Annotated in this window: 15 protein-coding genes and 1 riboswitch; of the genes, 7 read left to right on the forward strand and 8 right to left on the reverse strand. The window is 62.7% G+C overall.

Features of this window, described 5'->3' with window-relative positions; translation table 11 throughout:
* Positions 1-15 precede the first annotated feature (15 nt).
* Positions 16-1,662, reverse strand: a complete 1,647-nt coding sequence (gene pgi / locus SERRSCBI_RS21435) for a glucose-6-phosphate isomerase (protein ID WP_033651205.1) — start codon at positions 1,660-1,662, stop codon at positions 16-18.
* A 229-nt stretch (positions 1,663-1,891) separates the two neighbouring features.
* Here pgi and SERRSCBI_RS21440 point away from each other — a divergent pair, with 229 nt between their 5' ends.
* The 5 genes from SERRSCBI_RS21440 to SERRSCBI_RS21460 all read left to right on the forward strand — a co-directional run bounded on the left by SERRSCBI_RS21440 (position 1,892) and on the right by SERRSCBI_RS21460 (position 13,421).
* Positions 1,892-3,700 (forward strand): sodium:proton antiporter, encoded by a 1,809-nt coding sequence (locus tag SERRSCBI_RS21440; RefSeq protein WP_004936687.1) that lies wholly within the window; start codon positions 1,892-1,894, stop codon positions 3,698-3,700.
* 52 nt (positions 3,701-3,752) lie between these two features.
* A riboswitch (Lysine riboswitch) is annotated at positions 3,753-3,947 on the forward strand.
* 108 nt (positions 3,948-4,055) lie between these two features.
* Complete coding sequence (gene lysC, locus SERRSCBI_RS21445) at positions 4,056-5,423, forward strand: lysine-sensitive aspartokinase 3 (RefSeq protein WP_042785471.1); 1,368 nt, start codon at positions 4,056-4,058, stop codon at positions 5,421-5,423.
* A gap of 143 nt (positions 5,424-5,566) precedes the next feature.
* On the forward strand, positions 5,567-6,484 hold the full coding sequence (gene panS / locus SERRSCBI_RS21450; protein WP_042785472.1) for a ketopantoate/pantoate/pantothenate transporter PanS: 918 nt from the start codon (positions 5,567-5,569) through the stop codon (positions 6,482-6,484).
* 385 nt (positions 6,485-6,869) lie between these two features.
* Positions 6,870-8,549, forward strand: coding sequence for a ShlB/FhaC/HecB family hemolysin secretion/activation protein (locus SERRSCBI_RS21455; protein WP_042785473.1), 1,680 nt, complete (start codon positions 6,870-6,872; stop codon positions 8,547-8,549).
* Positions 8,550-8,594: 45 nt separating this feature from the next.
* Positions 8,595-13,421, forward strand: coding sequence for a hemagglutinin repeat-containing protein (locus tag SERRSCBI_RS21460; RefSeq protein WP_042785474.1), 4,827 nt, complete (start codon positions 8,595-8,597; stop codon positions 13,419-13,421).
* Positions 13,422-13,468: 47 nt separating this feature from the next.
* On the opposite strand, the gene SERRSCBI_RS21465 is transcribed toward SERRSCBI_RS21460, so the two are convergent.
* The 6 genes from SERRSCBI_RS21465 to SERRSCBI_RS21490 form a co-directional block, all read right to left on the reverse strand.
* Positions 13,469-15,118: a Na/Pi cotransporter family protein gene (locus SERRSCBI_RS21465; RefSeq protein WP_033644385.1), complete on the reverse strand. Its 1,650-nt coding sequence runs from the start codon at positions 15,116-15,118 to the stop codon at positions 13,469-13,471.
* Positions 15,119-15,325: 207 nt separating this feature from the next.
* Positions 15,326-16,318, reverse strand: a complete 993-nt coding sequence (locus SERRSCBI_RS21470) for an ABC transporter ATP-binding protein (protein ID WP_042785475.1) — start codon at positions 16,316-16,318, stop codon at positions 15,326-15,328.
* 4 nt (positions 16,319-16,322) lie between these two features.
* Positions 16,323-17,108, reverse strand: coding sequence for an ABC transporter permease (locus SERRSCBI_RS21475; RefSeq protein ID WP_033644383.1), 786 nt, complete (start codon positions 17,106-17,108; stop codon positions 16,323-16,325).
* Positions 17,109-17,125: 17 nt separating this feature from the next.
* Positions 17,126-17,971, reverse strand: a complete 846-nt coding sequence (locus tag SERRSCBI_RS21480; RefSeq protein WP_033651199.1) for an ABC transporter permease subunit — start codon at positions 17,969-17,971, stop codon at positions 17,126-17,128.
* Positions 17,968-18,777 carry an alkaline phosphatase family protein gene (locus SERRSCBI_RS21485; protein ID WP_016930299.1) on the reverse strand — a complete coding sequence of 270 codons (810 nt, stop codon included), beginning with the start codon at positions 18,775-18,777 and terminating at the stop codon, positions 17,968-17,970. The genes SERRSCBI_RS21480 and SERRSCBI_RS21485 overlap by 4 nt, the downstream gene beginning before the upstream one ends.
* A gap of 11 nt (positions 18,778-18,788) precedes the next feature.
* The gene (locus tag SERRSCBI_RS21490; protein ID WP_033631954.1) at positions 18,789-19,850 is read right to left on the reverse strand and encodes an ABC transporter substrate-binding protein; all 1,062 of its coding nucleotides are present in this window, start codon (positions 19,848-19,850) and stop codon (positions 18,789-18,791) included.
* A gap of 193 nt (positions 19,851-20,043) precedes the next feature.
* On the opposite strand from SERRSCBI_RS21490, the gene SERRSCBI_RS21495 reads away from it, so the two are divergent.
* Complete coding sequence (locus SERRSCBI_RS21495) at positions 20,044-20,754, forward strand: UTRA domain-containing protein (protein ID WP_042785476.1); 711 nt, start codon at positions 20,044-20,046, stop codon at positions 20,752-20,754.
* A gap of 38 nt (positions 20,755-20,792) precedes the next feature.
* Here SERRSCBI_RS21495 and metH read toward each other — a convergent pair whose 3' ends face one another.
* Positions 20,793-24,488 (reverse strand): methionine synthase, encoded by a 3,696-nt coding sequence (metH, locus tag SERRSCBI_RS21500; protein ID WP_156965115.1) that lies wholly within the window; start codon positions 24,486-24,488, stop codon positions 20,793-20,795.
* 196 nt (positions 24,489-24,684) lie between these two features.
* Here metH and iclR point away from each other — a divergent pair, with 196 nt between their 5' ends.
* On the forward strand, positions 24,685-25,515 hold the full coding sequence (gene iclR, locus SERRSCBI_RS21505; protein ID WP_004936648.1) for a glyoxylate bypass operon transcriptional repressor IclR: 831 nt from the start codon (positions 24,685-24,687) through the stop codon (positions 25,513-25,515).
* Positions 25,516-25,568: the final 53 nt, after the last annotated feature.

Raw genomic sequence — 25,568 nt, forward strand, 5'->3', positions numbered from 1 at the left:
GCTCAGATCAGGCGATTAGCGCCATTCCTTGAAGCGGTTGATCAGCGCATTGGTCGAGCTGTCGTGGCTGCTGATTTTCTCGCTGCCCGCCAGTTCCGGCAGGATGCGGTTGGCCAGCTGTTTGCCCAACTCCACGCCCCACTGATCGAAGGTGAAGATGTTCAGGATTGCGCCCTGGGTGAAGATCTTGTGCTCGTACAACGCAATCAGGCTGCCCAGGCTGAACGGGGTGATTTCACGCAGCAGGATCGAGTTGGTCGGACGGTTGCCTTCAAACACTTTGAACGGCGCCACGTGTTTGACCTGCTCAGGGGTTTTACCCTGCGCCGCGAACTCGGCTTCCACCACTTCCAGCGACTTGCCGAACGCCAACGCTTCGGTCTGGGCAAAGAAGTTGGACAGCAGTTTGGCGTGGTGATCGCCCAGCGGGTTATGGCTGATGGCCGGCGCGATGAAATCGCACGGCACCAGCTTGGTGCCCTGGTGGATCAGTTGGTAGAACGCGTGCTGACCGTTAGTGCCCGGCTCGCCCCAGATGATCGGGCCGGTCTGGTAATCCACCGGATTGCCGTTGCGATCGACGTACTTGCCGTTGGATTCCATGTTGCCCTGCTGGAAGTAAGCGGCAAAACGGTGCATGTACTGATCGTACGGCAGAATGGCTTCGGTTTCGGCGCCGAAGAAGTTGTTGTACCAAATACCGATCAGCGCCAGCAGCACCGGCAGGTTTTTCTCCGCCGGCGTTTCGGCGAAGTGCTTATCCATGGCGTGCGCGCCGCTCAGCAGCTGCTCGAAGTTGTCGTAACCGATGGACAACGCGATCGACAGACCGATCGCCGACCACAGCGAGTAACGGCCGCCGACCCAGTCCCAGAATTCGAACATGTTGTCGGTATCGATGCCGAACTCGGCCACCGCTTTGCCGTTGGTGGACAACGCAGCGAAGTGCTTGGCCACGTGTTGTTGATCGACGGCGCTGCTCAGGAACCAGTCGCGCGCGCTGTGGGCGTTGGTCATGGTTTCCTGAGTGGTGAAGGTTTTGGACGCCACCAGGAACAGCGTGGTTTCCGGGTTCAGCGGCTGCAGCGTTTCGGCGATGTGGGTGCCGTCAACGTTGGAGACGAAGTGCATGTTCAGGTGGTTTTTATAAGGGCGCAGCGCTTCGGTCACCATGTAAGGGCCGAGATCCGAACCGCCGATGCCGATGTTCACCACGTCGGTGATCGGCTTGCCGGTGTAGCCTTTCCACTCGCCGCCGATGACGCGCGCGCAGAACTGTTTGATCTTGGCCAGCACCGCGTTCACTTCCGGCATCACGTCTTTGCCGTCGACCAGGATCGGGCTGTTGCTGCGGTTGCGCAGGGCAATGTGCAGCACCGCGCGATCTTCGGTGCGGTTGATCTTCTCACCGGCGAACATCGATTTGATGGCGCCTTGCAGATCGGTTTCTTTCGCCAACGCCTGCAGCTTCTCCAGGGTTTCCTGCGTGATGCGGTTCTTGGAATAGTCCACCAACATTTGATCGTTGAAGGTCGCGGAGAACCTGGAGAAACGATCGCTGTCCTCGGCGAACAGGTCGGCGATCCGTACGTCTTTCATCTGTGCATAATGTTGCTGCAGGGCTTGCCAAGCAGCGGTTTGACTAGGATTGATATTTTTCATAGCAACACTCTTAGGCTTGAGAATAAAAATGACGCGTTTGTCCGATTGTAGCCTGTTCGACTGTGATTATGATCGCTTTTCTTGCGATAGGCGCTAACTGTCAACGCATTGCCGCCTCGTTTCAGCTTTCACTCTATACTTTTGGCTAACGGCCTGTTATCGGGGTTGCCGAATTGTCATCAGGCTGTGTCATCGTCGCTTATTTCGTCATTTGAAAGGGATCTCGCTTATGGAATTATCCGCCCCACTCATGTTGGTGCTTATCGGCCTGGCGTCGCTGCTGGCGCAGTGGCTGGCCTGGCTGCTGCGCCTGCCGGCCATCTTGCCGCTGCTGCTGTTCGGCATCGTGCTCGGCCCGACGGTGCATCTGGTGCAGCCGGATCTGCTGTTTGGCGATCTGCTGTTTCCGCTGGTGTCGCTGTCGGTGGCGATCATCCTGTTCGAAGGGGCGCTGACGCTGCGTTTCGAGGAAATTCGCGGCCTTGGCGGCGTGGTGCGCAATCTGGTCACCGTCGGCATGCTGGTCACCTTTCTGGTCATCAGCCTCGCCAGCTGGTGGCTGCTGGATTTCCCGCCGGAGCTGGCGGCGTTGATCGGCGCGGTGACGGTGGTGACCGGGCCGACGGTGATCGCCCCGCTGATGCGCGTCGTGCGGCCGAACGCTAATATCAACCAGGTGCTGCGCTGGGAAGGGATCGTCATCGATCCGGTCGGCGCCATCTTCACCCTGCTGGTGTTCGAGTTCATCGTGCTGAAGCAGAATGCGGAATCCTATACCCACCTGTTTTGGACGCTGGGCGTGACCGCCGCCGTCGGCCTGATCGCCGGCGCGCTGTTCGGCTACCTGCTCGGCCTGGCGCTGCGCCGCGTCTGGCTGCCGCGCTACCTGCAGAACCTGGCGGTGCTGGCGATCATGCTGACCGCCTTCGGCGTTTCCAACGCCATCGCCGACGAATCCGGTTTGCTGACCGTCACGGTCATGGGTATCTGGCTGGCCAACATGCGCGACGTGGACACCAGCGATATTCTGGCGTTCAAAGAAGAGCTGTCGGCGATCCTGATCTCGGCGCTGTTTATCATTCTGGCGGCGCGGCTCGACATCCAGGCGCTGTGGAACATGGGCTGGCCGCTGCTGCTGCTGCTGCTGGCGGTGCAGTTCATCGCCAGGCCGCTGTGCATCGCGGTGTCGACCTGGCGCTCTTCCCTGCACTGGCGCGATCGGCTGCTGCTGTGCTGGATCGCCCCGCGCGGCATCGTCGCCGCGGCGGTCAGCTCGCTGTTCGCGCTGACGCTGCAGCGCAGTGGCTATCAGGGTGCCGACCGGCTGGTGACCGTGGTGTTCGCCATCATCATCGGCACCGTGGTGTTGCAAAGCCTGACCAGCGGCATGATGGCGCGCTGGCTGCGGGTGCAGCAGCAGAAACCGCGCGGCGTGCTGATCGTCGGCGCCAACAGCGTGGCGCGCATGCTGGCGCAGGCGCTGATCAAGCTGAACGTGCCGGTGATCGTCACCGACAGCAGCTGGGAATACTACCGTCAGGCGCGCATGGACGGCATTCCGGCCTACTATGGCCACGCCTACTCCGAACACGCCGAGAACTATCTCGATCTGAGCAATATCGCCCAGGTGCTGGCGCTGTCGCCCAATCGTCACCAAAACGCGCTGGCCGTCTATCACTTCGGCCACCTCTTCGGCGAGGATCACGTGTTCGCCATTCGTTCGGGGGCGCCGTTGAAAGGGCGCGGCGCCAGCGCGGAAAGTTCGCGTTTCCGCCGGCACGAAATTTTATTTAATCAGGAAGCCACCTACGGCCGTCTGAGCAGCCTGCTCGCCAGGGGGGCCACCATCAAAGCGACCAAATTGAACGAAAATTTCGGTTGGTTGGAGTATTTGGAAAAACATCAGGGCGTTATCCCGTTATTCAGCCAAAAGGAAGACGGTTCTCTGCAACCGATTGGCGCCGGTTCCACGCCTGCGATGCCCTGTACGCTTATCGCGCTGGTGCAAGATGAAAATCCCTCACCGTCTGTACGTTGACAGAATGACGATAACCGGCTATTCCTAACAGCCTACTTGCGCACCCGGTGCGCAAGCCAGAAGAGGCGCGTCGCCCAGGTAGAGTGTCAGAGGAGCCGTTTCTCCGTTGACGGCACCCGAGGGGGAGCGACGCCGAGGTAGGGTAATGGCCGGCCATTATCGTATCGACTACAGGGGCTGAATCCCCTGGGTTGTCACCAGGGGATCGCCCGCAGGGCGATCGACAAGGTGGGGCGCTTCTGGGTGTATCGTAGCCTGACCTCTACGCCTGCCCCCTGTTTACCGCTCTCCCCTTGTGCCAAGGCTATGGAATTACAGTGCCCCCAAACGGGCATCCCTGACACGAGGTTTCTACATGAACCAAGCAGTACCCCAGAATTCCACCGTGGTAGCCAAGTTCGGCGGCACCAGCGTCGCCGACTTTGAAGCCATGAACCGCAGCGCCGACGTCGTGCTGGCCAACCCGCAGGTCCGCCTGGTGGTGTTGTCCGCCTCGGCGGGCGTCACCAACCTGTTGGTCGCCCTGGCCGAAGGTTGCGAGGCCGAGAAGCGCAACTACCAGCTTGATGAAATTCGTCGCATCCAGTACGCCATCCTCGATCGCCTCGCGGCACCTGCGGTGATCCGCGACGAGATAGACCGCCTGCTGGAAAACATCGCCATGCTGTCGGAGGCCGCGTCGCTGGCCACCTCGACGGCGTTGACCGACGAGCTGGTCAGCCATGGGGAGCTGATGTCCACCCTGCTGTTCGTTGAAATCCTGCGCGCCCGCAACGTGCAGGCCGAATGGTTCGACGTGCGTAAAGTGATGCGCACCGACGATCACTTCGGCCGCGCCGTGCCGGACAGCGCCGCGCTCAGCGAACTGGCGCAGGCGCAGTTGCGGCCGCGTCTGCAGGAGGCGCTGGTGGTCACCCAGGGCTTTATCGGCAGCGAACCGAAAGGCCGCACCACCACGCTCGGCCGCGGCGGCAGCGACTATACCGCCGCGCTGCTCGGCGAGGCGCTCGGCGTCGGCCGGGTGGATATCTGGACCGACGTGCCGGGCATCTACACCACCGATCCGCGCGTGGTGCCGGCAGCCAAGCGCATCGATAAAATCGGTTTCGAAGAGGCGGCGGAAATGGCCACCTTCGGCGCCAAAGTGCTGCATCCGGCCACCCTGCTGCCGGCAGTGCGCAGCGACATTCCGGTGTTCGTCGGCTCCAGCAAGGATCCGGCGGCCGGCGGCACGCTGGTGTGCAACACCACCGAAAACCCGCCGCTGTTCCGCGCGCTGGCGCTGCGCCGCAAGCAAACGCTGCTGACGCTGCACAGCCTGAACATGCTGCACGCGCGCGGCTTCCTGGCCGAGGTGTTCAACATTCTGGCGCGCCACAATATCTCCGTCGATCTGATCACCACCTCGGAAGTCAGCATCGCGCTGACCATGGACACCACCGGCGCCACCTCCGTCGGCGGCAGCCTGCTGACCACCTCGCTGTTGACCGAGCTGTCGTCGCTGTGCCGGGTGGAAGTGGAAGAAAACCTGGCGCTGGTGGCGATCATCGGCAACCAGCTGTCACGGGCCTGCGGCGTGGGCAAAGAGGTGTTCGGCGTGCTCGATCCGTTCAACATCCGCCTGATCTGCTACGGCGCCAGCAGCTATAACCTGTGCTTCCTGGTGCCGGGCGAAGAAGCCGAGCAGGTGGTGCGCACCCTGCACCACAACCTGTTCGAATAAGTCATTATCCCTGATTGCGGGCGCAGCATGCTGCGCCCCTGCGTCTAAAAAATCCGTTCAAAACCGGCAGGGGTTCAGCTTGTTGAACCCGCAAAAAAACACAACCACACCCACCCTTCTCAATCTGGCTAAGGAAAACCTGCATGCTGGCAATACTCACGCGCTTATTCCCCCTCTGGGCGATACTGCTGTCCGTCGCCGCCTATTACACGCCGAGCACCTTTACCGGCATCGGCCCCTACGTCAGCCCGCTGCTGATGCTGATCATGTTCGCCATGGGCGTCACGCTGCGGCTCGACGACTTCAAACGCGTGCTGGCGCGCCCCGGCCCGGTGGCGGCAGGCATCTTCCTGCATTATCTGATCATGCCGCTGGCGGCCTGGATCCTGGCGATGCTGTTCCGCATGCCGCCGGATCTGTCCGCCGGCATGGTGCTGGTGGGCAGCGTGGCCAGCGGTACCGCGTCCAACGTAATGATCTACCTGGCCAAGGGGGACGTGGCGCTGTCGGTGACCATCTCGGCGGTCTCGACGCTGGTGGGGGTGTTCGCCACGCCGCTGTTGACCCGCCTGTACGTCGATGCCGAAATCAGCGTCGATATCATGGGCATGCTGCTCAGCATCCTGCAGATCGTGGTGATCCCGATCGGCCTGGGCCTGATCGTCCACCATACCCTGACCCAAACGGTGAAGCGCATTGAACCGCTGCTGCCGGCGCTGTCGATGGTGTGCATCCTGGCGATTATCAGCGCGGTGGTGGCGGGCAGCCAAAGCCACATCGCCTCGGTCGGCCTGGTGGTGATCGTCGCGGTGATCCTGCACAACGGCATCGGTCTGTTGAGCGGCTACTGGGGCGGCAAGCTGTTCGGCTTCGACGAATCCACCTGCCGCACGCTGGCGATTGAAGTCGGCATGCAGAACTCCGGGCTGGCGGCCACGCTGGGCAAAATCTACTTCTCGCCGCTGGCCGCGCTGCCGGGCGCGCTGTTCTCGGTTTGGCACAATCTCTCCGGTTCTCTGCTGGCGGGTTATTGGTCCGGACGCTCCATCAAGAAAAAATAAACCGCCTGCGGGGACGCAAACATTTGCGTCCCCGATCTTCTCTGCGAAATTTCGTATTTCCCACTGGTCGGATTGTCATAATTCCCCCCATCCTCTATCATCCGTGAAAAATAAAAATTCAGATTCTTCCTATCCATGCCGATAATGTTGGCAAGGGGGAGAGATGCTCCACTTTTTTTAATTAATTAAGTCACCAGGGTTGCCCGCCAAAAAAGAAGCAGCCTAATTATTATTTAGATCTATACCCACCGTCTTATTTGCTGCGGCAAATCGAGATACCTCGCAATGTGCATGTCGCTCATTATTTCGGGCCGGCCGTCGGTCGCCCGTGGTTAACCTCATGGATTGGGCTGGCTGCCCCGGCAGCCTCTCATAATGGATTACAATGATAAAAAAAATCACCGCCTTGATGCTGCTGGTCAGCACGGCCCTTTCCGCTGAAACCCTGCCGGATTCCCACATGATGCGGGATATGTCGATGGGGGAATCACGCCGCGCGCTGCAAGACAGCACGCGTGAAGTCAACCAGCTGATTGAACAGCGCCGCTATCAGCAACTGAAGCAACAGCGCCTGCTGGCGGAACCGGAACCGGCCGCGCCCGCCCTGCCGCAATCCGCGCAGTGCCTGCCGATCGCCGGCGTTTACCTGCAAGGCATTACCCTGCTCTCGCCGGCCGATTTGTCGGCCCTGAGCGCGCTGCCGGAAAACTGCATCAGCAGCAACGATATCAATCGCCTGACCCGCGAATTAACGCGCCTTTATGTGCAAAAAGGCTATATCACCGCGCGCGTGCAAATTGTTCGCCCTAATTCGCAGGGGGAATTGGGGCTGAGCGTGACCGAAGGATTTATCGAGAAAATAGAAGGCGGCGATCGCTGGGTCAACAGCCGATTATTATTTCCTGGGCTGGAAGGCAAGCCGCTGAAATTAACCGAACTCGATCAAGGATTGGATCAGGCCAATCGTTTGCAATCGAATACCACCAAGCTGGATATATTACCCGGCCGCCAGGTTGGCGGTTCGGTCATTCGTTTGCGCAATCAGCACGCCAAGCCCTGGCTGATTACCGCCGGCACGGATAATTACGGCCAGAAAAGCACCGGCCAGTGGCTGGCGCGCGCCACCGCCAAGCTGGACAGCCCGTTCGGCCTGTCGGACTTCGTCAGCCTGAACGCCAACAGCACGTTGGAAAACCCGGCTCACCGCTACAATCGCGCCTACACCCTGCTCTATTCGCTGCCGTACGGCGCGTTCACCTTCAGCGGGTTCGCCAGCTTCTCGTCCTATGAGAACCACCAGCAGCTGCCGCACAACGTGGTCAAACTGCACGGTCAGACTCAACAGTACGGGCTGCGCAGCGACTACGTGTTTTATCGCGACCACGATCAGATAGACAGCCTGAGCGGCCAGTTGACCTACAAGCGCATCGACAACTACTTCGAAAGCGTGCGTCTTGAGGTCAGCAGCCCAACGCTGACCCTGGCCGAGCTGAGCGCCAGCCACCTGCAAATTCTGCCCCATGGGGTATTCAGCGCCAACCTCAGCGTCGAGCAGGGCCTGCCCTGGCTGGGCGCCGATCGCCACCCGAGTTCGGTGCACCTCGACAGTCAATTCACCAAGGGCAAGCTGTTCGCCAACCTGAGCCAGCGCCTCAAGCTGGGTGACGCCACCTATCAGCTCAACAACCTGTTCTACGGCCAATACAGCCGCGACCCACTGCCCGGCGTGGAGTGGCTTAGCCTTACCGATCGCAGCGCCGTGCGCGGCTTCAGCCGCAGCACCCAGTCCGGCGACAACGGCTGGTATCTGCAGAACACGCTGTCGCGCAGCTTCAATTTAGGTGCCGCCACGCTGACGCCGCGCCTTGGCGCCGACGTCGGCCGCATTCTGCCACGTCAGGACAACTCGGGCTGGCGCAGCAGCGCCGGGGTGAGCAGCGGCGCCACGTTACGCTACCGGCAGGCGCTGGTCGATCTGGAGGTCAGCCGCGGCTGGATTTTGTCGAACCACGCCACGCCTGAAGATCCCGTTCAGGTGCTGGCGCGCTTTTCTTACACCTTTTAATCAGCAGTTTTGCAGGACCCCACGGCAATATACGGAGATACATGGATGAAAAATAATAACTTCAGACTTTCGGCGGCAGGCAAACTGGCCGCCGCGCTGGCGATAATTCTCGCCGCTTCCGCCGGCGCCTACGCCGGTGAGATCGTCGCGGCCAACGGCGCCAACGGCCCCGGCGTTTCCACCGCCGCCACCGGCGCCCAGGTGGTCGACATCGTCGCGCCGAACGGCAACGGGCTGTCGCATAACCAATATCAGGACTTCAACGTCAACCAGCCCGGCGCGGTGCTGAACAACTCCCGCGAGGCGGGGCTGTCGCAGTTGGCCGGCCAACTGGGCGCCAACCCCAATCTGGGCGGGCGCGAAGCCAGCGTGATCCTCAATGAAGTGATCGGCCGCAATCCGTCGCTGTTGCACGGCCAGCAAGAGATCTTCGGCATGGCGGCCGACTACGTGCTGGCCAACCCGAACGGCATCAGTTGCCAGGGCTGCGGGTTCATCAACACCAGCCGCTCCTCGCTGGTGGTCGGCAACCCGCTGGTGGAAAACGGCCTGCTGCAGGGTTACAGCACCCTGGGCAACCGCAACACCCTGAGCCTCAACGGCACCCTGAACGCCGGCGGCGTGCTGGATCTGATCGCGCCGAAGATAGACAGCCGCGGCGACGTCATCGTACAAGACTTCACCCACCGCAAAGGCAAAGTGACGCCGGCGGCGATCAACGCCATCAGCGGCCTTAACCGCGTGGCGCGCGACGGCAAGGTGCTGGCCAGCGAGCAACCGACGACCGCGCTGGACAGCTACTACCTCGGCAGCATGCAGGCCGGGCGCATCAACATCATCAACACCGCGCAAGGCAGCGGCGTGAAGCTGGCCGGCAAGCTGGCCGCCGGCGACGAGCTCAAGGTGAAGGCCTACGACATTCGCAGCGAAAGCCGCGTCGACGACGCCGGCAGCAACCGCAACGGCGGCGACAACTACCAGAACTACCGCGGCGGCATCTACGTCAACGATCGCAGCAGCAGCCAGAAGCTGACCCGCACCGAGCTGAAAGGCAAGAACATCAGCCTGGTGGCGGATAATCACGCGCACCTTACCGCCACCGATATTCGCGGCGAAGACATTACCCTGCAGGGCGGCAAGCTGACGCTCGACGGCCAACAGCTGAAGCAAACCCAAGGTCACACCGACAACCGCTGGTTCTACTCCTGGCAATACGACGTCACCCGCGAGCGCGAGCAGCAGCAGCAGGCGGGCAGCACCGTCGCCGCCAGCGGCAACGCCAAACTCGTCAGCACACGGGAGGACGTGACGCTGCTGGGCGCCAACGTCAGCGCCGACCGGGCGCTTAGCGTCAAAGCGGCGCGCGACGTGCACCTCGCCGGGCTGGTGGAGAAGGATAAGTCCAGCGAACGCGGCTACCAGCGCAACCACACCTCCAGCCTGCGCACCGGCAGTTGGAGCAGCAGCGACGAAAGCGAAAGCCTGAAGGCCAGCGAACTGCGCAGCCAGGGCGAACTGACGTTGAAAGCCGGCCGCAATGTCGCAACCCAGGGCGCCAGGGTTCACGCCCAGCGCGATCTGACGATCGACGCAGACAACCAGATCCAGATCGGGGTGCAGAAAACCGCCAACGCCAAAGCGGTGCGCGATGACAAAACCTCCTGGGGCGGCATCGGCGGCGGTGACAACAAGAACAACAGCAACCGCCGCGAAGTCAGCCACGCTTCCGAACTGACCAGCGGCGGCACGCTGCGCCTGAACGGCCAGCAGGGCGTCACCATCACCGGCAGCAAGGCTCGCGGCCAGAAAGGTGGCGAAGTCACCGCCACCCACGGCGGCCTGCGCATCGACAACGCGCTGAGCACTACCGTGGACAAAATCGACGCGCGCACCGGCACCGTGTTCAACATCACCAGCAGCTCGCACAAGGCCGACAACAGCTACCAGAGCAGTACCGCCAGCGAACTGAAGTCCGACACCAACCTGAAGCTGGTCAGCCGTAAGGATACCGACGTGATCGGCAGCCAGGTCGCCAGCGGCGGCGAACTGAACGTCACCTCACAGACCGGCAACATCAACGTCAAGGCCGCCGAGCAGCGGCAGAACATCGACGAGCAGAAGACCGCGCTTACCGTCAACGGCTACGCCAAAGAAGCCGGCGACAAGCAATACCGCGCCGGTGTACGCATCGAACACACCCGCGACAGCGAGAAAACTACCCGCACCGAGAACCGCGGCGCCACCCTCAGCGGCGGCAGCGTGAAGCTCGAAGCGGATAAGGACGTGACCTTCAGCGGCTCCAAATTGGTCGCCGACAAAGGCGACGCCAGCGTCAGCGGCAATAAGGTTTCGTTCCTGGCGGCCGACGACAAAACCACCTCGAACACCGAGCAGACCAAGGTCGGCGGCGGTTTCTACTACACCGGCGGCATCGACAAGCTCGGCAGCGGCGTAGAGGCCGGTTACGAGAACAGCAAAACGCAGGCGCAGAGCAGCAAGGCCGTCACCTCCGGCAGCGACGTCAAAGGCAACCTGACTGTCAACGCCCGTGACAAATTGACCCAGCAAGGCGCGCAACACAGCGTCGGCGGCGCCTATCAAGAAAACGCCGCAGGCGTCGATCATCTGGCCGCCGCCGACACTACCAGCAGCACCACCACTAAAACCGACGTCGGCGTGAACATCGGCGCCAACGTCGATTACAGCGCCGTCACTCGTCCGGTCGAGCGTGCGGTCGGCAAGGCGGCCAAGCTGGACGCCACCGGCGTCATCAACGACATCGGCGGCATCGGCGCGCCTAACGTCGGCCTGGATATCGGCGCACAGGGCGGCAGCAGCGAAAAACGCAGCAGCAGCTCGCAGGCGGTGGTCAGCTCGGTGAAAGCCGGCAGCATCGACATCAACGCCAAAGGCGAAGTGCGCGATCAGGGCACGCAATATCAAGCCAACAAAGGCGCGGTCACGCTGACAGCGGACAGCCACCGCAGCGAAGCCGCGGCGAACCGTCAGGACGAGCAGAGCCGCGACACCCGCGGCAGCGCCGGCGTGCGCGTCTACACCACCACCGGCAGCGATCTGACCGTGGACGCCAAGGGCGAAGGCGGCACTCAGCGCAGCAACAGCAGCGCGAGCCAGGCGGTGACCGGCTCGATCGACGCGGCCAACGGCATCAACGTCAACGTGAAAAAAGACGCGGTCTATCAGGGCACCGCGCTGAACGGGGGCAGCGGTAAAACCGCCGTCAACGCCGGCGGCGATATCCATCTTGATCAGGCCAGCGACAAACAGAGCGAAAGCCACAGCGGCTTTAACGTCAAAGCCTCCGCCAAGGGCGGTTTCACCGCCGACAGTAAAAACTTCGGCGCCGGGTTCGGCGGCGGCACCCACAACAGCGAAAGCAGCAGCAGCACCGCGCAGGTCGGCAACGTCAGCGGCCAACAGGGCGTTGAGCTGAAGGCGGGCCGCGATCTGACGCTGCAGGGCACCGACGTCAAGAGCCGGGGCGACGTCACTCTGAGCGCGGGCAACCAGGTCGCGCTGTGGGCGGCGGAATCGACCCAAACGCGTAAGGAGAGCAAGCTGTCCGGCAATATTGATCTGGGCGCCAGCAGCAGCGACAGCAAGGAAAAAACCGGCGGCAGCCTCTCCGCCGGCGGCGCATTCGACATCGCCAAGGTGAATGAGTCCGCGACAGAACGCCAGGGCGCCACTCTCGCCTCAGACGGCAAGGTCACCCTGTCCGCCAACGGCAAAGGTGATGACGCGCTGCATCTGCAGGGCGCCAAAGTCAGCGGCGGCAGCGCCGCGCTCGAGGCGAAAAACGGCGGCATCCTGCTGGAGTCCGCCAAAAACGAGCAGCATAAGGACAACTGGAATCTGGGCATCAAAGCCAACGCCAGAGGCGGCCAAACCTTCAATAAGGACGCCGGCGGCAAGATCGATCCGAACACCGGCAAAGACACCCATACGCTGGGGGCTGGTCTGAAGGTCGGCGTGGAACAGCAGGATAAAACCACCCACGCCAACGCCGGCATCACTGCGGGCGACGTGGCGATCAACAGCGGCAAGGACACCCGTCTCGCCGGGGCGCGCGTCGATGCCGACAGCGTCCACGGCAAGGTGGGCGGCGATCTGCGCATTGAAAGCCGCAAAGACGTTGAGAAAGGCGTGAAGGTGGATGTGGATGCCGGCCTGAGCCACAGCAACGATCCGGGCAGCAGCGTCACCTCCAAGCTGTCGAAGGTGGGCACGCCGCGCTACGCCGGTAAGGTGAAAGAGAAACTGGAGGCCGGGGTAAACAAAGTGGCCGACGCCACCACCGACAAGTACAACAGCGTGGCACGTCGCCTCGATCCGCAGCAGGACACCACCGGCACGGTCAGCTTCAGCAAGGCCGACGGCAAAGTCACGCTGCCGGCAACGCCGACCGGTGAAAAACCGCAAGGCCCGCTGTGGGATCGCGGCGCACGCACCGTCGGCGGCGCGGTGAAAGACAGCATCACCGGTCCGGCCGGTCGCCAGGGGCACCTCAAGGTCAATGCCGACGTGGTGAACAACAACGCGGTTGGCGAGCAGTCGGCGATTACCGGCAAGAACGGCGTGGCGCTGCAGGTCGGCGGCCAAACCCAACTGACCGGCGGCGAGATCCGCAGCCAGCAGGGCAAGGTGGAACTGGGCGGCGGCAAGGTCAGCCAGCAGGACGTCAGCGGCCAGCGCTATCAGGGCGGCGGCCGCGTCGATGCGGCCGCCACGATCGGCGGGCTGCTAGGCGGCGCGGCGAAGCAAAGCGTTGACGGCAACGTACCGTTCGCCAGCGGCCATGCTTCAACTCAGCAAGCGGACGCCAAAGCCGGGGTGTTCAGCGGCAAATAACACGCCCCCCAACGCAATGCCCCCGGTTAAAACCGGGGGCGTTTTTTTTACAGCGTGCTCGGGGTGTCTTCCCAGTCGCGATCGTCGTCCTTGGCATCCTGATCCAACACGTTGTAAGCCACGGCGCAGAACAGCGAGTTCAGGCGCTTCATGTCCCCCAACAATCCCAAATGCAACGAACTGGTCTCGATGCTCTGCACGTTTTGCTGGTGCAAACGATCGACGTGCGCGTGCGCGTAGCGGCGATCCAGAATGCGGAAACGGTGCTTGGAACGGCGCAGGCGCTTGGCGCTGGTGACGTCGCCGGACAGGAACACCGACAGCCCCAGGCGCAGATTGCCGATCAGCCGTTCGTGCAGCCCGTCCAGCTCCGCCAACCCTTCCGCCGAGAAGGCGCGGCGCGCGGCGTGCGACTTGGCGCCCACGTCGCCGGCCATGCGCTCGATGATGTCGCCCGCCTGTTCCAGGTTGAGCGCCATTTCGATGATCTCCGCCCAGCGGCGCGAGTCTTCCTCGCCCAGATCTTCCTTCTGGATCTGCGCCAGATACAGCTTGATGGCGGTGTACAGCACGTCGACGTCATCGTCGAGGCGCCGCACCTCTTTATCGACCCCCTGCTTACCGTGCAGCACCTCACGTTGCAGGATCATCATGTGTTCCACCACGTCGCCCATGCGCAGCGTTTCGCGCGCCGCGTTGGCCAACGCCAGCGTCGGCGTGTCCAGCGCGCTGGCGTCCAGATGGCGCGGCCGCATGCGCGGATCGTCGGCCGCTTCGTCGACGATCAGCCGTTCGCACAGCGTCGCCATCGGCCCGGCCAGCGGGATCATCACCAGGCAGCGGATCAGGTTGTAGAACACGTGGAAATAGATCACCAGCTCTTCGCTGCCGCCCGGCAGTTGGGCCATCAAATCCGCCAGATAGGAGACGAACGGCAGCACCAGTATGCAGCCCACCAGCTTGAACAGCAGGCTGCCGAGCGCCACGCGCCGCCCCGCGGCGTTCTGGCCGCTGGCGTTGATCATCGCCAGCAGGCCGCTGCCGAGGTTGGCGCCGATCACCAGACAGAGCGCCACCTTCAGCGAAATCACGCCGGATGCGGTCAGAGTGGCGGTCAGCAGTACCGCCGCCAGGCTGGAATAGCTGACGATAGCGAACAGCGCGCCGGTCAGGGCATCCAGCATCACGTCGCCGGTCAGCGACGAGAACAGCACTTTCACCCCGGCCGCCTGGGTGATCGGCGTGGCGGCGGCGACGATCAGCTCCAGCGCCAGCACGATCAGCCCAAGGCCGATCAGGACGCGTCCGATCTGGCCGATCCGCATCTGTTTGCGGCTGAGGAACAGGAAGACGCCGACCAGGATCAGCAGCGGCGACAGCCAGGAAAGATCGAAGGTCAGCACGCGCGCCATCAGCGCGGTGCCGACGTCGGCGCCCAGCATGATCACCAGCGCAGGCGCCAGCCCCACCAGCCCCTGCGCGACGAAAGAGGTCACCAGCAGCGCGGTGGCGTTGCTGCTTTGCACCAGCGCGGTCACGCCGATGCCGGAAACGAACGCCAGCGGTTTTTTCTCAACGCTGTCGCTCAACACGCGCCGCAGATTGGCGCCGTAAACCCGCATGATCCCGGTGCGCACGATGTGGGTGCCCCACACCAACAGCGCCACGGACGAAAGCAGGTGAAGAAGGGTCAGCACGGAAGATACGCTCCATTAACGCCCGGCCAAAGGAGGCTGATACCCGATGCTTGTCACGCGACGCAGAGAGGCGAGCCAAAGGATGACGGATACAGCGCGCGGTCCCGCCTGCCGGGCGTGGGTCTGGCAGGACAGCGGGCGGGCGGCAGACCGCAGAAGAGAAGGGTTAATGCGGCGGCGGGAAGGCCCCGGCGCCGCGCTGCGAAGTCATGCAACTTCCCGCAATACAACAGGTTCCAAGTGTAGCCCAATTTCCGCGCCGTCGGGCCGCAGGTCGGCCACCGAACGGTTGAGCACGTCAACCAGCAATTCTACCTCGCAAACCTGAATCCGATACCGTACCACATTCCCGAGCAAACTGTGACCCAGGATCACCCCGCCGATCCCCTGTCCGGCCGGCAACAGGCCGATCGACTCGGGGCGGATCGCCACCTTGCCGACATAGCTGCGCCCGGTCAAGCGGCCGGCCTGTTCGGCGCTCAGCAGGTTGTAGTTGCCGATAAACCCGGCGGCGAAGGCATCCGCCGGCTGGGTATACAGGGTTTCCGCATCGCCGCTCTGCACGATCTGCCCCTTGTTCATCAGCACGATGCGATCCGACAGGGTCAACGCCTCTTCCTGATCGTGGGTGACGAAGATCGCCGTCAGGTTCAGCTCGCGCTGAATGCGCCGGATCTGCTCGCGCAGGTGTTTGCGAATACGCGCATCCAGCGCCGACAGCGGTTCGTCGAGCAGCAGCAGACGCGGGCGAGTGACCAGCGATCGCGCCAACGCTACGCGCTGACACTGGCCGCCCGACAGCTGATGCGGATAGCGCTTCGCCAAATCGGTCAGCTCCACCAGCGCCAGCGCTTCCTGCACCCGCAGGCCGATCTGCCCGGCCGCCAGCTTCTGCATTTTCAGGCCGAAGGCCACGTTGCCTTCCACCGTCATATTGGGAAACAGCGCATAACTTTGAAACACCATGCCGATGCCGCGCTTTTGCGGCGCCAGCGGCACCAGATCCTGGCCCTGCAGCAAAATTTGCCCGCTGTCGACCGGGGTCAGGCCGGCCAGACAGCGCAGCAGCGTCGATTTGCCGCAGCCGCTAGGCCCCAGCAGGGTGACGAACTCCCCCTCTTCGGCGGTGAAATCGATATCCTGAAACACCTGGGTCTGGCCATAGTGTTTGTTCAGGCGGGTGACGTTGAGATAAGCCATCGGGTTAGCCCTTGTTTTTATTCAGCAGGTTCGCCAGCCAGGTGACGAGCAGCACCACGGCGAAATAGGAGATGACCAGCGCGCTGGTGAAGTGCCCGCTGCCGTTGCGCATATTGAACAGATAGACCTGCAGCGTTTCATACTGGCTGCCTACCAGCAGATTGGCGAACACGAACTCGCCGATCAGGAACGAAAACGACAGCAGCACGGCGATCGTTCCGCCCTTGCGCAGGTTCGGCAGCACCACCCACAGCGCCGCCTGCCAGGTGCTGGCGCCGAGCAGGTGCGCGGCGTCCATCAGATCGCGCAGGTTGATCGCCTGCATGTTGTTGCTGATGGCGCGGTAGATAAACGGCAGCGCGATGGTGAAATAGCAGCCCACCAAAATCCAGGGGGTGCCGAGCAGCGGCAGCGGATCGGCGGCGAACAGCTGCATCAGCCCCACCGCCGACACCACCGGCGGCACGGCAAACGGCAGCAGGATCAGCACGTTCATCACCGCGTCCAGCTTGGGGAAGTAGTAAGCGATCACAAACATCGCCGGCAGGATCACCACCACCGACAGCAGCAACGTGCCAAAGCAGATCAGCAGCGAGTGCCACAGCGCCAGCAAAAAGCGCGAATCGCTCCACAGCGCCGTCAGCCATTTCAGGGTAAAACCGTCCGGCAAAATGGTGGCGCCCCACTGGGTAGCCAGCGCGTAAACCAGCGTCGCCGCCAGCGGCAGCAGCAGAATCAACAGCAGCAGGCCGGTCACCGTGCGGTGGTACAGGCGTTCAACACGCGACATGAGCATTCTCCATCCGATTATGAGCGCGCATTGAGGTAACTCCTGCGCAGCATCCATTGGTGGATCACCGTGATAAACGCCATCATCGCCACCAGCAGCATCGCCAGCGCGCTGGCCAGGTTCGGATCGAGGGAGATGTCCCCCGCCACCAGCGCTGAGATGCGGATCGGGATCACGTTGAAGTTGCCGGTGGTCAGCGCGTACACCGTGGCGTAGGCGCCCAGCGCGTTGGCCAGCAGGATGACGAAGGTGCCCATCAGCGCCGGCGCCAACACCGGCAGGCCGATATGCCGCCAGTAGCGCCAGGGGCCGGCGCCGAGCAGCGCCGCCGACTCGCGCCAATCGGCGCGCAGCGCATCGAACGCCGGATACAGCAACAGCACGCCCAACGGGATCTGGAAGTAGGTATACAGCACGATCAGGCCGCTCTTGGAATAGAGGTTGAAGCTCTCCATCAAACCGTATTTGCGCAGCAGCAGCGTCAGGCAGCCGTTCAACCCCAACAGAATGACGAAGGCGAACGCCAGCGGCACCCCGGCGAAGTTGCTGGTCATGTTGGTGAACGACATCACGAAGTCATGAAAGCGGGTCTGGCCGAGCTGGCGAAGTGAGTAACTGCCCACTAATGCAATCAGCAAGCCGTAGACGCTCGACCACAGCGAGATTTCCAGCGAGAACTGAAAGGCCTGCAGGTAGAACGGCGACGTGAGGATATCGACATAGTTGCCCCATCCCCAGCCGCTGCTCTCGCTGAAAAAGCTGTGAACCGCGATCCACACCAGCGGGGCGATCTGAAACGCGCCGAACAGCACGATAAACGGCAGCAGGCACAGCGCGGCGATCCATTTGGTTTTGCTGTTCATCGCGCATCCTGCGCCAGCAGCGCCCGACAGCGCGGCTTGTCGTGCGGCGCCTGCAACAGATCGCAGATCGTGCCGCACAGCTCGGTTTGCTGCGGATCGGCGTCGTCCAGGCTGAAGCCCGCGCCGAACACGAACAGCGGCACCTGGCGCTCTTCCGGCAACACCCCGCCGTGGCTGCGATCGTCGTTCATGCCGTGGTCGGCGGTAACCAGCACCTGATAACCGGCCGCCAGCCACTCGGGCAGGTAGCGCGACAGCGAGCCGTCGGCGCGGCGCGCCGCGTTGCGGTACTGCGGCGAAGAGAGGCCGAAGCGGTGCCCGGCGTCGTCGATGTTCATCGGGTGGATCAGCAGAAAATCCGGCTGATGACGCTGGCGCAGGCTTTCGGCGTCGTCGAACAGATGGCTGTCGGGATAGCCGTCGTCGTAATAGAAATGGCCGTGCTGAATCGGCAGCTCGGGAGCGTCGGTGTGGCGGTCGCGCGCGGCGTCGAACGGCGTACGGTTATACAATTCGCTGAACCAATGATACGCGGCGGCGGCGGTGGTCAGCCCGGCGGCGCGCGCGTAATGAAACACGCTTTGTTGATGAGAAAGGCGCGAGACGTGGTTGTGCACCACGCCGCTCTCCACCGGCGTGACGCCGGTGAGGATGCATTCATACAGCGGCCGGGAGAGCGAGGGCAACTCGCTCTCCAGCAGGTACAACCGCCCGCGTCCCGCCGCGCATTCGGCCTGCAGATACCCCATGGCGTCGTGCGCCACCCGGTAGTTGAGGCCGTCCAGCAGCACGAGGATCGTTTTCATGGTGCGTTAACTCACTGCTGCATAAACATAATGACGTTTTCCTGCCACAGACGCGGCAGCGCTTTGGCGCTCTGTTCCCAGGCCGCTGGATCGGCGATCGGGTGCGCATTCTTGTACTGCTCGGCCGGCAGCAGCTTGGCCTTGACGTCGTCCGGCAGCGTCAGATGTTCGGCGCGGATCGGGCGGGCATAGCCGCGCGCCAGGTTGATCTGGCCGGCGTCGGAGAAGATGTATTCACGCGCCAGCTTGGCGGCGTTCGGGTGCTTGGCGTATTTATTGATGATGGTGGTGTAGCCGGAGGTGATCGAGCCGTCCGACGGGATCAGCACTTCAAAACGGGTTTTGTCGATCTGATCGCGGTAGTTCAGGCCGTTGAAGTCCCACACCACGCCAACCTGCACTTCCCCTTTCTCCAGTGATGCGATCACCGGGTTACTCAGGCTCAGGCGGCCGGCCTTGGCCAGCTTGCCGAAGAATTCCAGGCCCGGCTTGAGGTTTTTCTCGTTGCCGCCCATGGCGTAGGTGGCCGCCAGCACGCCGCTGGCCGCCTGCGACGCGGTACCGACGTCGCCGATGGTGACCTGATAGCTGCCCTTGAGCAGATCGGCCCAGCTGTGCGGGATGTCTTTCACCTGCTGCTTGTTGATGATGAAGGCGATGGTGCCGGTGTAAGCCAGCGCCCAGTGGCCGTCTTTGTCTTTCGCCCACTCCGGCACCTGATCCCAGGTAGACGGTTTGTACGGCTGCGTTACACCCTTCTGTACCGCCACCGGGCCGAAGGCCGCGCCGACGTCACCGATGTCCGCCGTGGCGTTGTTCTTTTCCGCATCGAATTTGGCGATCTCCTGCGCGGAGCTCATGTCGGTATCGACATGCTTCAGGCCGTACTTGCTCAACAGATCTTGCCAGGTGCCTTTCCAGTTGGCCCAGCTGTCCGGCATGCCGACGCTGTTGACTTCGCCTTCTTTCTTCGCGGCCTGCTCCAGCGCCGCCAGATCGGTATCCGCGGCCCAGCTCATCTGGCTGGATAACACGATGGCACTGGTTAACACAGAAGCGCACAAACGTTTCATAACTGATGCTCCAGGTGGTAGTGTGGGGATGGCTGGACTAGTCCAGCAAGGACCAAACCAATCTAACGGACGAATGTGATAATTATATGTCAGCTTAAAAAAGCGACAGTTTTATCACCCATTGCAACGGCGAAAACGCGACGCTGGTCTACCTTAAGGAAGGCCAAACGCACTGAAACGGGACACCCGCTGTATGAGTGAAGCACCGACGACCGTCGCCACCATCTGCCAAACGCTGAGCGCCCGCATCACCGCCGGCGAGTTCGCCGTGGACGGCAAGCTGCCCTCCGAACGCGCCCTGAGCGAGCAATTCGCCACCACCCGCATTACCTTGCAGGAGGCGCTCGGCCAGCTGGAGGCGCAGGGCGTCATCTACCGCCAGGTGCGGCGCGGCTGGTTCATCTCGCCGCCACGTTTGATCTACAACCCGCTGCAGCGCAGCCATTTTCACGCCATGGCGCAGCAGCAGGGGCGCGCCGCGCATACTGAAGCGATCGACAGCGCGGTCGTCACGCTCGACGCGCCGCTCGCCGGCCGCCTGGCGCTGCCTCCCGGCGCGCAGGCCTATCGCATTCGCCGACTGCGCTACATCGACGGACGCGCGGTGCTGTACTGCGAGCACTATCTCAATCCGGCCTATTTCCCCGGCATTCTGGACGAAGATCTCACCCAGTCGCTGACCGCGCTGTACGCCGCGCGCTACGGCATTCACTACGGCCGGGTGCGTTTCGACATGCTGCCCACCCTGCTGCCGCAGCAGGCCGCCGCCATGCTGAAAGTGACCTACGGCAGCCCGGCGCTGTTCATTACGCGGGTGAATCGCGATCAGCACGACAGGGTGATCGATTGCGACCTGGAGTATTGGCGGTACGACGCGCTACACATCGATGTGGAAGCGCTGTAAATGACAAGGGCGCATCGCTGCGCCCTTAAAGAGGAAAGTCAGTCGGCGTCGTAGCCGAGGTTTGGCGCCAGCCAGCGCTCGACCTCGCTCACGCTCATCCCTTTACGCGCCGCGTAGTCTTCCACCTGATCGCGCTGGATCTGCGCCACCGCGAAGTACTTGCTCTCGGGGTGGCTGAAGTACCAGCCGGATACCGCCGCCCCCGGCCACATGGCGAAGGACTCCGTCAGTTCCATACCGGTGTGGCGGTTGACGTCCAACAGCTGCCAGATGGTCGCTTTTTCGGTGTGCTCCGGGCAGGCCGGGTAGCCCGGCGCCGGCCGGATGCCCTGATAGTTTTCCCGGATCAGCTCCTCGTTGCTCAGGCTCTCGTCGGCGGCATAGCCCCAGTGCAGCTTGCGCACCTGTTCGTGCAGGTATTCGGCAAAAGCCTCCGCCAAACGATCCGCCAGCGCCTTGACCATGATTTTGTTGTAATCGTCGTGCTGCGCGTCGTACGCCGCCGCCAGCGCGTCTTCCTCCAGCCCGCCGGTCACCGCGAAGGCGCCGAAGTAGTCGGCTTTGCCGCTGCTTTTCGGCGCCACAAAGTCCGCCAGGCAGTAGTTCGGGAAGTCGGTTTTTTCCGTCTGTTGCCGCAGGTGGCGACTCACCGCCAGCACCTCGTCACGCCGTTCGTCGCGGTATACCTCCACGTCGTCGCCGACGCGGTTGGCCGGGAACAGGCCGTAAACGCCGCGCGGGTTGAGGCTGCGCTCGGCGGCCAACCGATCCAGCATCTGATTGGCGTCATGGAACAGGCGCTTGGCCTCTTCCCCCACCACCTCATCCTCGAGGATGCGTGGGTATTTGCCCGCCAGCGACCAGGTCATGAAGAACGGCGTCCAGTCGATATAGTGGCGCAGCGTCTCGATGCCGGCCGACACCGGAAACACGCCAAGCTGCCGCGGCGCCGGCGGCTGATAGTCGGCCCAGTTCAGCGCCATGGCGTTGGCGCGCGCCTTGTGCAAATCGACCGGCGGCGTGCGCGGCTTTTTGCGCGCGTGTTGAATGCGCACCGTTTCATACTCTTTGCGGGTGCGCGCCACGAACTCGTCGCGCTGGGTGGCGGACAGCAGCGCCGACACCACGCCCACGGTGCGCGAGGCGTTTTGCACGTAGGTGGTCGGGCCGCTGTAGTTCTGCTCGATTTTCACCGCGGTGTGCGCCTTGGAGGTGGTGGCGCCGCCGATCAGCAGCGGCAGCGTAAAGCCCTGGCGCTCCATCTCTTTGGCCACGTTGACCATCTCGTCGAGCGACGGCGTGATCAGCCCCGACAGGCCGATGATGTCGACATTCTCCTCGCGCGCGGTGCGCAGGATTTTCTCCGTCGGCACCATCACGCCAAGATCGACGATTTCATAGTTGTTGCACTGCAGCACCACGCCGACGATGTTCTTGCCGATGTCGTGCACGTCGCCTTTCACCGTCGCCAACAGGATTTTGCCCGCGGAGGTGCCCTGCTGCTTGCTGGCCTCGATGTACGGTTCCAGGTAGGCCACCGCTTGCTTCATCACGCGGGCGGATTTCACCACCTGCGGCAGGAACATCTTGCCCTCGCCGAACAGATCGCCGACCACGTTCATCCCGGCCATCAGCGGCCCTTCGATCACTTCGATCGGACGTTCGGCCTGCTGCCGCGCTTCTTCGGTGTCCAGTTCGATAAACTCGGTGATGCCCTTCACCAGCGAGTATTCCAGCCGCTTCTCCACCGGCCAGCCGCGCCATTCCGCCTGCTGCACCGCCGCTTCGCCGTCTTTGCTGCCGCGGTACTTTTCCGCCAGTTCCAGCAAGCGTTCGGTGCCGTCCTCGCGACGGTTGAGGATCACGTCTTCTACCGCCTCGCGCAGCTCGCCAGGCAGATCGTCGTAAATCGCCAGCTGCCCGGCGTTGACGATGCCCATGTCCATGCCGTTGCGAATGGCGTGATACAGGAATACCGCGTGGATCGCTTCACGCACCGGATCGTTGCCGCGGAACGAGAACGACACGTTGGACACCCCGCCGGAGATCATCGCGTGCGGCAGGTGGGTTTTGATGTCGGCGCAGGCTTCGATAAAGTCGACGGCGTAGTTGTTGTGCTCGTCGATGCCGGTGGCGACGGCGAAGATGTTCGGGTCGAAAATGATGTCTTCCGGCGGGAAACCGACGCGTTCGGTCAAAATTTTATAGGCGCGGCGACAGATCTCGAACTTGCGCTCGCGGGTGTCCGCCTGGCCCACTTCGTCGAACGCCATCACCACCACCGCGGCGCCATAGCGGCGCACCAGCCTGGCGTGGTGGATAAAGGCCTCTTCGCCCTCCTTCATCGAGATCGAGTTGACGATACCCTTGCCCTGAATGCACTTCAGGCCTTTCTCGATAACGGACCACTTGGAGGAGTCGATCATGATCGGCACCCGGGCGATATCCGGCTCGCCGGCGATCAGGTTGAGGAAGCGCACCATCGCCGCTTCGGCGTCGAGCATCCCCTCATCCATGTTGATGTCGATGATCTGCGCGCCGTTCTCGACCTGCTGACGCGCCACGTCGAGCGCCTCGTTGTATTTCTCTTCTTTGATCAAGCGTTTGAAACGCGCCGAACCGGTGACGTTGGTGCGCTCGCCGACGTTGACGAACAGGGTGTTGGCGTCGATGGTCAACGGCTCCAGACCGGCCAGGCGGCAGGCGACCGGGATATCCGGCAGCCGGCGCGGCGGCACGCCCTCGACCGCCTTGGCCATCGCGGCGATATGTTCCGGCGTGGTGCCGCAGCAGCCGCCGATAATATTGAGAAAGCCGGCCTGCGCCCACTCCCCGACCTGGCGCGCCATCTCGGCCGCATCCAGATCGTACTCGCCGAAGGCGTTCGGCAAACCGGCGTTCGGGTGTGCGGTGACGTAGGTCTCCGAGATGCGCGCCAGCTCCGCGACGTACTGACGCAGCTCATCCGGCCCCAGGGCGCAGTTCAGGCCGAAGGTCAGCGGCTTGACGTGGCGCAGCGAATTGTAAAACGCTTCGGTGGTCTGGCCGGACAGGGTGCGGCCGGAAGCGTCGGTGATGGTGCCGGAAATCATGATCGGCAGTTCCACCCCCAGCGCTTCGAATTCGGTTTCCACCGCAAAAGCGGCGGCCTTGGCGTTGAGGGTGTCGAAGATGGTTTCGATCATGATCAGATCGACGCCGCCTTCCACCAGCGCGCGGGTCGATTCGCGGTAAGCCGCCACCAGTTCATCGAACGAGATGTTGCGGAACGCCGGATCGTTGACGTTCGGCGAGATGGACGCGGTGCGGTTGGTCGGCCCCAACACCCCGGCGACGTAGCGCGGTTTTTCCGGCGTGCGCGCCGTCCATTCGTCGGCGCAGGCGCGCGCCAGGCAGGCGGCCTGATAGTTAATCTCGGCGGACAGCGACTCCATATGGTAGTCGGCCATGGCGATGGAGGTGGAGTTGAAGGTATTGGTCTCAAGGATATCGGCGCCCGCCTCGAGATAGGCGTAATGAATGGCGGTGATCACTTCCGGCTTGGTCAGCACCAGCAGATCGTTGTTGCCTTTCAGATCGCTGCGCCAGTCGGCGAAACGCTCACCGCGGAAATCGCGCTCATCCAGACGGTAGCTCTGGATCATGGTGCCCATGCCGCCGTCCAACACCAAAATGCGCTGCGCTAACTGGCGGCGCAGTTGTTCTACTCGATTCGTCACTGTAACCCCTTCCATTGCCATCCAGCCCATTGCTCAACTGCCGCAAAAACCAACGAGTCATCCTAGCACAGCTTGTAAGGACAAAGGGCCAGGCGACAATTGAGAGTTTTTCAGGTTGTGCGCCAACACCTCCGATGAGCTGACGGCGGCTTGCAATTCATCGACAAAAAACGAAAATGAATTCCATCATACGGAAAAAGGAATCTCACCCATGGCCACCCCTGCTCCCGCCAAGCGCGGCAAGAAGCCCCGCGCAGCAGCCCCCGCCGCCAGTGCGGCGACCGGTCAGGTACAATCGTTGACCCGTGGCCTGAAACTGTTGGAATACATTTCGGAAGCCCAGGGCAACGTGGCGCTGACCGATCTGGCCCAGCAGGCCGGCCTGCCGAACTCCACCACTCACCGCCTGCTCACCACCATGCAGCAGCAGGGATTCGTGCGCCAGGTCGGCGATCTCGGCCTGTGGACCATCGGCTCGCACGCCTTTGTGGTCGGCAGCAGCTTCCTGCAAAGCCGCAACCTGCTGGCGATGGTGCATCCAACGCTGCGCCGCCTGATGGAGGAGTCCGGCGAAACCGTCAACCTGGCGGTGCTGGATACCAGCGAGTACCAGGCGATCATCATCGATCAGGTGCAGTGCACGGCGCTGATGCGCATGTCGGCGCCGATCGGCGGCAAACTGCCGATGCACGCCTCCGGCGCCGGCAAAGCGTTCCTCGCCACCCTGCCGGACGATCAGGTGACCAAACTGCTGCACAAGAAAGGCATGCACACCTACACGCCGCATACCCTGACGCCGCACAACCTGAAAGAGGGGCTGGCGCAGATCCGCAAACAGGGCTTCTCCTTTGACGACGAAGAGCACGCGCTCGGCCTGCGCTGCGTGGCGGCCTGCATCTTCGACGAGCACCGCGAAGCCTTCGCCGCCATTTCCATCTCCGGCCCGGTGTCGCGCATCACCGACGATCGCGTGATCGAGCTGGGCGCGCTGGTGATCCACGCGGCGAAAGAGATCAGCCTGGCCTACGGCGGCGTGCGCTAATCCTGCTCATCCGAGGGGCGCCCCAGTGCGCCCCTGCTCCCCTGCCATGCTCT

Origin of the sequence: Serratia sp. SCBI (assembly GCF_000747565.1) — a bacterium.
GTDB classification, from domain to species: domain Bacteria; phylum Pseudomonadota; class Gammaproteobacteria; order Enterobacterales; family Enterobacteriaceae; genus Serratia; species Serratia ureilytica.